The sequence below is a fragment of the Micromonospora phytophila genome, from assembly GCF_023656545.1.
In the GTDB taxonomy this organism is placed as follows: domain Bacteria; phylum Actinomycetota; class Actinomycetes; order Mycobacteriales; family Micromonosporaceae; genus Micromonospora; species Micromonospora phytophila.
Genome location: NZ_JAMOKF010000227.1, coordinates 1 through 9,144 on the forward strand (window position 1 = coordinate 1; position 9,144 = coordinate 9,144).

The 9,144-nt window shown below is 74.6% G+C and carries 10 protein-coding genes; 8 read left to right on the top strand and 2 right to left on the bottom strand.

From position 1 onward, the window contains the following. The 4 genes from NCC78_RS22375 to NCC78_RS22390 form a co-directional block, all read left to right on the top strand. The coding region (locus NCC78_RS22375) for a TOBE domain-containing protein (protein ID WP_250796827.1) at positions 1–219 on the top strand (219 nt) is incomplete at its 5' end. A 35-nt stretch (positions 220–254) separates the two neighbouring features. Beyond that, complete coding sequence (locus NCC78_RS22380) at positions 255–1,124, top strand: carbohydrate ABC transporter permease (RefSeq protein WP_250796839.1); 870 nt, start codon at positions 255–257, stop codon at positions 1,122–1,124. A gap of 50 nt (positions 1,125–1,174) precedes the next feature. Next, positions 1,175–1,453, top strand: coding sequence for a DUF5818 domain-containing protein (locus NCC78_RS22385; protein WP_250796828.1), 279 nt, complete (start codon positions 1,175–1,177; stop codon positions 1,451–1,453). 58 nt (positions 1,454–1,511) lie between these two features. Continuing rightward, a complete protein-coding gene (locus NCC78_RS22390; RefSeq protein ID WP_250796829.1) occupies positions 1,512–2,930 on the top strand; it encodes an RtcB family protein in 1,419 nt (472 codons plus the stop codon). 8 nt (positions 2,931–2,938) lie between these two features. Here the strand turns inward: NCC78_RS22390 and NCC78_RS22395 are convergent, their stop codons facing one another. Then, the gene (locus NCC78_RS22395) at positions 2,939–3,367 is read right to left on the bottom strand and encodes an archease (protein WP_250796830.1); all 429 of its coding nucleotides are present in this window, start codon (positions 3,365–3,367) and stop codon (positions 2,939–2,941) included. Positions 3,368–3,418: 51 nt separating this feature from the next. Then, entirely contained in the window at positions 3,419–4,993 is a 1,575-nt protein-coding gene (locus NCC78_RS22400; RefSeq protein ID WP_250796831.1) for an LLM class flavin-dependent oxidoreductase, read from the bottom strand. 250 nt (positions 4,994–5,243) lie between these two features. Between NCC78_RS22400 and NCC78_RS22405 the strand changes: the two genes are divergently transcribed. The 4 genes from NCC78_RS22405 to NCC78_RS22420 form a co-directional block, all read left to right on the top strand. Next, the gene (locus NCC78_RS22405) at positions 5,244–6,779 is read left to right on the top strand and encodes a multicopper oxidase family protein (RefSeq protein ID WP_250796834.1); all 1,536 of its coding nucleotides are present in this window, start codon (positions 5,244–5,246) and stop codon (positions 6,777–6,779) included. Between the two features lie 124 nt (positions 6,780–6,903). Further along, positions 6,904–7,506 (top strand): MBL fold metallo-hydrolase, encoded by a 603-nt coding sequence (locus tag NCC78_RS22410; protein WP_250796835.1) that lies wholly within the window; start codon positions 6,904–6,906, stop codon positions 7,504–7,506. An 86-nt stretch (positions 7,507–7,592) separates the two neighbouring features. Then, positions 7,593–8,129: an RNA polymerase sigma factor gene (locus NCC78_RS22415; RefSeq protein WP_250796837.1), complete on the top strand. Its 537-nt coding sequence runs from the start codon at positions 7,593–7,595 to the stop codon at positions 8,127–8,129. After that, the coding region (locus NCC78_RS22420; protein ID WP_250796838.1) for a sialidase family protein at positions 8,122–9,144 on the top strand (1,023 nt) is incomplete at its 3' end. The genes NCC78_RS22415 and NCC78_RS22420, both read left to right, overlap by 8 nt.

Genomic DNA, 9,144 nt, shown 5'->3' on the forward strand with positions numbered 1-9,144 from the left:
CTGGGCGCCGCCGAGGGCGCGGACGCGACCGTGGACCGGGTCGAGGTGGTCGGCGAGGACGCCTACGCGTACCTCACCCTCGCCGGTGGGCCGCCGGTCGTCGCCCGGGTGCCGGCCGCCCGCCGGCCCGACCGGGGCGCAGGGGTACGCGTCGGCGTGAACTGGGCCGACGTGCACCTCTTCCACGCCGGCTCCGGCCGCCGGCACACCCCGTCATGACGGCCGACACCCGCTCGCGCCGGCAATTGGCGCTGATGCTGGCGCCGTACCTGGTGGGCCTGGTCGGGCTGGTCCTGCTGCCTGCCGTGATCACCCTGGCGCTGGCCTTCACCGAGTACGACCTGCTGCGCCCGCCGACCTGGGTGGGGCTGGACAACTTCACCGCGCTCCTCGACGATCCGATCTTCCGGGTGTCGCTGACCAACTCGCTGGTCTTCGCGCTGGTGGCCGTACCCCTGCGGGTGCTCTTCGCGCTGGGCCTGGCGCTGCTGCTGCACCGCCGGGCGCTGGGGGTCGGCAGCGCCCGCACTGCGGCGCTGCTGCCCACCGCGGTGCCCGAGATCGCCTACGGGCTGCTCTGGCTCTGGCTGCTCAACCCGCTCTACGGCCCGATCAACCAGTTGCTACGCACCGGCGGGGAGAACGGGCTGACCGCGCTGGGCCGCACCCCGCCGCAGTGGCTCACCGACCCGACCGACGCCCGGGCGGCGATCATCTTGATGAGCCTGTTCACCATCGGGGAGACGTTCGTGGTGCTGCTGGCCGCCCGCCGGGCGCTGCCCCGCGACGTCTACGAGATGGCCGCGATCGAGGACGCCACCGGCTGGGACGTGTTCCGCCGGGTGACGTTGCCGCTGATGGCGCCGGTGCTGGGGCTGCTGATGGTGCGCGACGCCATCCAGAGCCTGCACTTCTCCTTCGTGCCGGCGTTCGTGGTGACCGACGGCGGCCCACCCCCGTACGCCACCACGTACCTGTCGCTCTTCGTCTATCGCACCGGGTTCGAGTACCTGCGCTACGGCTACGCCGCGGCGGCGACCCTGGTGATGATCCTGCTGACCGTGGCGGCGGTGGTCGTGCAGTGGCGGCTCATCCGCCGCTACCGGGCCTTCTACCGACTCTGAGGAACCGGCCGGGCGGCCGGCGCGTCCGAGGCTGACGGAGGTGTCGTGACATGCGGAGAGCGATGGCGCCGTCCCCACCCGACGGCGGCGAGCTGCCCGGCCCGCTGCCGTGGGGTGGGCGCACCCTGACCGGCACGGTGGAGCGGGTGGGGGAGTGCACGATGCTGCTGGTCGGGGCGCGGCGCTGGGCGCTCGCCGGGTCCGCCGCCCAGGCCCTGAGCCCCGGCGCCCGGGTCACCGTGCACGGCAACCTCACCACCCGGCCGGCGGCGTGCGGCGACCTCGAACTGGCCCAGACGGTCGCCGTGCGCCGGGTCGAACCGGCCTGACGCGCGATCGGCCCGGTCGGGCAGGTGTAGTCGGGTGCCGGGCGGGTAGCCGCCGGGAATGGACCTGGTCGAGGAGTCGCCGTACCGGTTCCGCATCGACCGGCACGACCCGATGCGGGTACCGGGGGTGGTCTTCGCGTCCCGGTCGCTGCTGCCGGACGCCGGGGCGGACAAGTCCCTGGATCAGGTGGCGAACGTGGCCACCCTGCCCGGCATCGTCGGCGCCTCGTACGCCATGCCCGACGTGCACTGGGGGTACGGCTTCCCGATCGGCGGCGTCGCCGCCACCGACGTCGAGCACGGTGGGGTGGTCTCTCCGGGCGGGGTGGGCTTCGACATCTCGTGCGGCGTGCGGCTGCTCGCCGGCGACCTCGACCGCGACGAGCTTCGGCCCCGGCTGGAGGCCCTGATGGACGGCCTCGGCACGGACACCCCGCGCGGGATGGGCAAGGGCGCGGTCTGGCACCTGTCGAAGCGCACGGAGCTCGACGCGGTGATGCGCGGCGGTTCCCGGTACGCGGTGGAGCGGGGCTTCGGCGTCGAGCGGGACCTGGAACGCTGCGAGGACTACGGCGCCGTCGACGACGCCGATCCGGCCCAGGTCAGCGAGCGCGCCGTCGAGCGCGGAGCACGCCAGGTCGGCAGCCTCGGCTCCGGCAACCACTTCCTCGAGGTGCAGGCCGTCGAGGAGGTCTACGACGACACCGTCGCCGCCGCCTTCGGGCTGCGCCCCGGCCAGGTCTGCGTGATGATCCACTCCGGGTCGCGGGGGTTCGGCCACCAGATCTGCACCGACCACGTGCGGCACATGGAGAAGGTGATGGGCCGCTACGGCATCGCGGTGCCCGACCGGCAACTGGCCTGCGCCCCGGTCTCCTCCCACGAGGGCCGCGCCTACCTCGGCGCGATGGCCGCCGCGGCGAACTACGCCCGGGCGAACCGGCAACTGCTGGCCCACGCCGCCCGGGGGGTCTTCAAGCGGGAAACCGGCCACCACCTCGACCTGGTCTACGACATCTCCCACAACCTCGCCAAGATCGAGTCGCACGATGTCGACGGGGAACAGCGCCGCCTCTGCGTGCACCGCAAGGGCGCCACCCGGGCCCTGCCACCCGGCCACGAGGACCTGCCGGCGGAGCTGCGCGAGGTGGGGCAACCGGTGCTGATCCCCGGCTCGATGGGCACCGGCTCGTACGTGCTCACCGGCGTGCCGGGCGCGCCCGCCTTCGCCTCCACCTGCCACGGCGCGGGGCGGGTGCAGAGCCGCAAGCAGGCCGTGAAGGCCGAGCGGGGCCAGGATCCGCGCGGCCAACTGGAGGCCCAGGACATCGCGGTGCGCGGCGCGTCCCGGCGGGGCCTGGCCGAGGAGATGCCGGCGGCGTACAAGGACATCTCCGCGGTGATCGAGGCCGCCGAGGGGGCCGGGCTGTGCCGCAAGGTGGCCCGGCTGGTACCCCTGGGCGTGGTGAAGGGCTGACCCACCCCTCACACGTCGAGCGTCACCGCACAGGACCAGCCCCCACCGTCGCGGCCGAAGCGCAGCTCGTGCAGGGAGACCGCCTTCGGCACCGCGCCGATCAGCTCCACCGCGTCGGTGTCCGTCGTGCGCCAGCGCACCACCAGGCCACCGGCGCCGTCGTCGGCCACCTCGGTGGTCAGCGGCAGCTCATCCGCCGTCTCCATCCGGAAAATCACTTCATCGAGGACGCCGACCAGCAGGTCCTCGTCGTCGCCGGCCGGGGCGCGGAACTCCCGCTCGGCGCCCGGCCGGGCCCCGGTGGCATCGGTGAACGAGTCGACCATGGCGGTGACCGCCTCAGCCACGCACGCCTCCCGGGTCGGCGCCCACGCCTCGATCCGTACATCGGCGGTGTGCGGCACGCGCCGGTGCCCCCGCTCCGGTCCTCGCTCCATGCCCCGATCATCCGCCACCCGGCGACCCGCAGGGGGCGATGTCGGCGGCGATCACCGCACGCCGAGCCGGGCGATCGGCTCGACGAGTTCGCGCTCCTCGTAGGCGAGGTGGGACAGCAGCGTGTCGCTGAGCAGGTCGACCGCCGCGCGGAGGCCGGCCATCCCGTCCGGGCCGGCGACGAAGGCGACGAGCGCCCGGTCGACGCCCTCCAGGACGTCGTGGATGGCGTGGTGCTCCTGCTCCAGCCGCTCCAGCACCGGCGCGAGGCGGGCGTCGCCGTGCCGCAGGTGCGGGAACAGCCCCCGGTCCTCCAGGGTGTGGTGGGTGGTGACCACCCGGCAGTACGACTCGCAGTAGGTGCCGAGGGTCCACTTGTTCTGGCGCATCGTCATCGTGTTGATGTGGGAGCGGGCCGCGCCCGCGTCGATCAGCCCGGCGGCGACCTGTTCCACGAGGTTGTGGATCTGGGCGAGTTCCGCCCGCAGCCCGTCGTGCACGTCGACGAGGTGCTGGGCGCCGGCCTGGTCGTGGGCGGTGTATGTGCGCTGCGGGTCGGGCGCGGGCCCGCTGGGGCGGGCGGACTCGTCCCAGACCCGCGTGTCGCTGCGGCGGGTGCCGTTGTCGGGGGTGGGGACGACGGAGAAGGAGCCCGCCGCGACGGCCGGGCGCCGGTGGCCCTCCGGCCGCCCGGCCTCCGCCGTCGCCTCCGTCGTCCCCTCGGTTGGCGAGGCGGCGGGCGACCGCTCGGCGGCCACGTACTCGCGGACGGCCGGCGCCACCTCGGCGGCGAACCGCCGCAGGTCCTCGGGGTCGTCGCTGCCCAGGATGAAGGTGCTGATGCCGTCGGTCAGGGCGAGGTCAGCCAGTTCCTCGGCCCACTGCTCGGCCGGGCCGTGCAACGGGCCACGGCCCGTCGGGGTGAACCGACCGGTGATGTTGAGCAACCGGCGCACGTCGGCGGGGGAGCGGCCGGCCTGCTGGGCGGCGTCGTCGATGATCGCGTTGCCCTTGGCGAGGTCGCCGGGTTGCAGGTAGCCCAGCGAGGGCAACCACCCGTCGGCCCGGCGCCCGGTCAGGGCGAGCATGCGCGGCTTGTAGGCGCCCAGCCAGATGCCGACGTCGTGGGCGGGCGCCGGGCCGCGCTTGGCGCCGAGCACCCGGTGGAACTCCCCGTCGACCCGGACTCCGCCGCGGGTGTCGACGTCCCAGATCTGCCGGATGACGTCGACGGCCTCCGCCAGCGCCCGCACCCCTTCCCCCGGGGAGAGGCGGCGTCCGCCCATCGCCTCGATGGCCTCCCAGAAGGCACCGGCGCCCAGGCCGAGTTCCGCCCGGCCGCCGCTGAGCAGGTCGAGGCTCGCCACGCTGCGGGCCAGGACGGCCGGTGGCCGCAGCGGCAGGTTCGTGACGTTCGCGGCCAGGTGCACGCTGCTGGTGCGGGCCGCGACGAAGCTCAGCAACGTCCACGTGTCCAGGAACGCCGGCTGGTAGGGATGGTCCTGGAAGGTGACCAGGTCGAAGCCGAGCTGTTCGGCCAGCACGGCCAGGCCCACCGCCTGCGCGGGGTCGGCGTTGGTGGGCGTCAGGAACGAGCCGAAGGTCAACCGGTGGCCGTAGTCGCTCATGTCTCGCATCCTTCCGTCCCGCGGCCCGCGACGGGCCGCCTCACCGCCGACGCGGCCGGCTGGCGTGGTGACGGCCCGCCGCCGGGCCGACCGTAGCGCTGAGTCGGGCGGGCCGGGCGGGCCGGGCGGGAGGTCCCCGACCGGTGGCTCCGGGTCATCCCGGAGCGACCCCGGAAACCGGCCGTGACCGCTGGTCGACGGGCGAATAGGCAGAGAGGCTACAGGTACCGACTCTGCTGGAGGTACCTCCGTGACCGCCCCACGACGAACCCTCGTCCGCGTACTCGTCGGCGTGCTCGCTGTCGTGCTGGTGCTCTGCTGCGGCGGCGTGGCCGCCGGCGGCTGGGCGCTGGCCCGCGGCGGCACCGACACCGTCGGCGAGGTCGACTTCGTCCGCCCGCTCGCCATACCACCGCTGGCCGCCTCGCGGGTGGACGAGCGCGGCCGGCGGGTCTTCGACCTGCTCGCCCGCGACGGCCGCCGCGACTTCCGGGGTGACGGACGGCTGACCCGGACGGCCGGTTTCGACGGCGACTTCCTCGGCCCGACCCTGCGGGCGCGGCGGGGCGAGCAGGTGGTGGTGAACGTGGTCAACCGGCTCGCCGAGGAGACCAGCGTGCACTGGCACGGCATGCACCTGCCCGCCCGGATGGACGGCGGCCCGCACCAGACGATCCGCCCCGGCGCGACCTGGTCACCCACCTGGACGGTGAACCAGCCGGCCGCCACCCTCTGGTACCACCCGCACCCGCACGGGGAGACCGAGGAGCAGGTGCTCCGGGGCCTCGCCGGCCTGTTCCTCGTCGACGACGACCGGGAGGCCGCCCTGCCGCTGCCCCGCCGCTACGGCGTCGACGACATCCCGGTGATCGTGCAGGACCGGAACTTCTCCCGCAGCGGCGAGTTCACCAGGACCCGCAACATGATCTCCAGCATCGGGGTGCTCGGCGACACCCTGCTGGTCAACGGCACCGTCGGGCCCTACCTGGACGTGACCACCGAACGCGTCCGGCTGCGGCTGGTCAACGCCTCCACCGCGCGGCTCTACGACTTCGGTTTCGCCGACAACCGGCGCTTCGACCTGATCGGCAGCGACGGCGGCCTGCTGCCGCGCACCGCCCGGACGGACCGGGTGCAGCTGTCCCCGGGCGAGCGCGCCGAGATCGTGGTGACCGTCCGGCCGGGGGAGCGGGCCGCCCTGCGCAGCACCGGCCCCGACCTGGGCGCCGGCGCACTCGCCGACCGGTTCGCCGGCGGCCGGGACCGCTTCGACGTGTTGCAACTGCGCGCCGCCGACACCCTCGCCCCGTCACCGGCCGTGCCGGACACGCTGGTGCCGCTGGACCGCTTCGATCCGGCCTCGGCCGCGACCACCCGCCGGCTGGAGTTCACCGGGCGCGGCATCAACGGCCGGTCGATGCAGATGGACCGGATCGACTTCGCCGCCACGAAGGACACCACCGAGGTCTGGGAGGTGGTCAACACCGACGGCACCCCGCACAACTTCCACGTCCACGACGTGCAGTTCCAGGTGCTCTCCGTCGGCGGGGAGTCGCCGCCGCCCGCGCTGACCGGCTGGAAGGACACCGTCTACCTCGCGCCGGAGCGTCCGGTGCGGATCGCCCTGCGCTTCACCGACCACAGCGACCCGGACGTGCCGTACATGTACCACTGCCACCTGCTCTGGCACGAGGACTCCGGGATGATGGGCCAGTTCGTGGTGGTCGAACCGGGCCAGTCACCCGGCCGGCCGCCCGCGCGCGCCGGGCACGGCGGACACGACTGACCGGGCCCGCCGCGGCGGCCTGTGGAGCTGCCCCGTCGGTGCGTCCACCGGGCCGCCCACGACATCGCTCCCGGGCGCCTGTTCAGGGGCATCGGCCGGCCCACGCCAGGCGTACGGTCGGCCGATGCGGATCACCAAGTTCACCCACTCCTGCGTCCGGCTGGAGCACGGCGGCGGCGTGCTGGTCCTCGACCCGGGGACGTGGAGCGAGCCGCGGGCCCTGGCCGGCGCCGACGCCGTGCTGATCACCCACGAGCACGCCGACCACGTCGACGTGCTGCGCCTGGCCGGGCTGGGCGTGCCGGTCTTCGCCCCGCGGGGCGCCGTGCTGCCCGGCCGGGTTCCGCTGCCGTTCACGCCGGTCCGCGCCGGGCAGCGGTTCACCGCCGCCGGCTTCGAGGTGACCGCCGTCGGGGGCCGGCACGCCACCATCCACGGCGGCCAGCCCGACTGCGCCAACCTCGGCTACGTCGTCGGGGACGCCGTCTACCACCCGGGGGACTCACTGCACCCGCCCGCGACGCCGGTGGAGACGCTGCTGGTCCCGGCGCAGGCGTCCTGGCTGAAGCTGACCGAGGCGATCGACTTCGCCCGCGCCGTCGGCGCCGCCCGGGTCTTCCCGATCCACGACGCCCAGCTCAACGAGCGCGGCCTGGCCAGCGCGAACGGCTGGTTCGGCGAGACCGTCGACGGCTACCGGTACCTCGCGCCGGGCGAGTCCACCTGACGCTGGTGGCAACCCGCCGGTCGAGGTGTCACCGGAACGTCCCCGGGTTGGTCGTCACAGTGAAACGGCCGACAGGAGGAGACAATGTGGAGCAGGATCAGATCCGCGAGGTGTACGCCGCATCGGCGCCGCGCCTGGTGTCACAACTGTTCGCGATGACCGGCGACTACGCCGAGGCGCAGGACGTCGTCCAGGAGGCCTTCGTCCGGGCGCTGGCCCGGCCGGGCCGGTTCCGGCAGGTGGAGAACCCGGAGGCGTGGCTGCGGACGGTGGCGCTGAACACCGCCCGGTCGCGCTACCGCCGCCGCGCCCTCTTCACCCGGCTGGCCCGCTCCGGCCGGCTCGACCCGGCCGACCAGCACGTCACCGGTCTCTCACCCGACCACGTGGCCCTGGTCGCCGCGCTCCAACGACTTTCCCGCACGGCCCGCGAGACCGTGGTCCTGCACCACATCGCGGACCTGTCGGTCAGCCAGGTCGCCGAGACCCTCGGCTGTTCCGTCGAGGCGGTCAAGACCCGCCTCGTACGGGCCCGCCGGGCACTCGCCGGCCATCTCGACGACCGCGTCCCGGCCGCCGCCCACCCGAGCTTCCTGAACGAACGGGGGACCCGTCATGCCTGACCCGGATTTCACCGGCCTCGACCGGGCCGCGCAGGCCGCCTTCAAGCCGCACTTCGCCGAGGTGCAGCGCCGGGCGGTACGCCGCCGCCGGCGGGTCGGGGTCGCGACGGGCTCGCTGACGGCGCTGGCGCTGATCGGTGGCACCGGCGTGGCGGCCGCCGCGCTGTCGACCGGCGGCGGCCGGGTGGAGGTGCCCGGCTTCGGCGCGGACCGGACCCCGAGCTTCCTGCCGTCCCCGCTGCCCAGCGCCACCGCCGCGCCCGGTCCGGGCGCGCAGGTGCGGACCGGTCGGATCGTCGCGGCCGACCTGGACCACCTCTACCTGCGGTGGAACGACTGCCGCGAGGGCCGGTGCACGGTGCTGGTGGCCGGCACGGCCGATCGCGGGAAGACCTGGCGCAGCACGGCCCTGCCGCTGCCGCCGGACGCACTGGTGGCCCTCGCCGCCGTGGGCCGGCGCACTCTGGTCGCGTCGTACCAGGCCGACACGGGCGCCGCGAGCAGGCAGGGGTGGCTGGGCAGCACGGACGGCGGCGACACCTGGCGGGAGGTGACGCCGACCCGGTCCGCCACGGTGCCGGACGGCTGGCGGGTGCTCAACGCGGCCTTCGGGCCCCACCTGGATCCGCTGGTCGCCGCCGACCCGGTCACCGGCGACGTCGTCGAGGTGACCACGCGTACGCGGCTGGAGCTGGCGACGGTGGACAGGGACGTGCCGGCCGGGGTCGGGATCTGGGGCAGCGGCTACACGAGCGTGGACACCGCCGACGACGGCCGGCTCACCGGCCGGGGCAGCGCGGTCACGGTGAGCCGCGACGGGGGGCGCACCTGGGACAGGCACGTCTTCGCGGGCCCGCTCACCGCCGGTGACGACGTGGCGGTGGACGTCGCGATGACCCGGGACGGCCGGACGGTCTACGCCGTCGGCAGGATCGACGGGGCGCTGGTGATCCACCGCAGCGGAGACGGCGGCCGGACGTGGCAGCGCACCGCCGGCACCGCCGCCGTCGGCGGG

Excerpts from the sequence above, each read along its gene's own strand:
- NCC78_RS22395 (WP_250796830.1), bottom strand. The coding sequence starts at position 3,367 with ATGGAGCGAGGACCGGAGCGGGGGCACCGGCGCGTGCCGCACACCGCC.
- NCC78_RS22400 (WP_250796831.1), bottom strand. The coding sequence starts at position 4,993 with ATGAGCGACTACGGCCACCGGTTGACCTTCGGCTCGTTCCTGACGCCC.
- NCC78_RS22410 (WP_250796835.1), top strand. The coding sequence starts at position 6,904 with ATGCGGATCACCAAGTTCACCCACTCCTGCGTCCGGCTGGAGCACGGC.
- NCC78_RS22385 (WP_250796828.1), top strand. The coding sequence starts at position 1,175 with ATGCGGAGAGCGATGGCGCCGTCCCCACCCGACGGCGGCGAGCTGCCC.
- NCC78_RS22380 (WP_250796839.1), top strand. The coding sequence starts at position 255 with ATGCTGGCGCCGTACCTGGTGGGCCTGGTCGGGCTGGTCCTGCTGCCT.
- NCC78_RS22390 (WP_250796829.1), top strand. The coding sequence starts at position 1,512 with ATGGACCTGGTCGAGGAGTCGCCGTACCGGTTCCGCATCGACCGGCAC.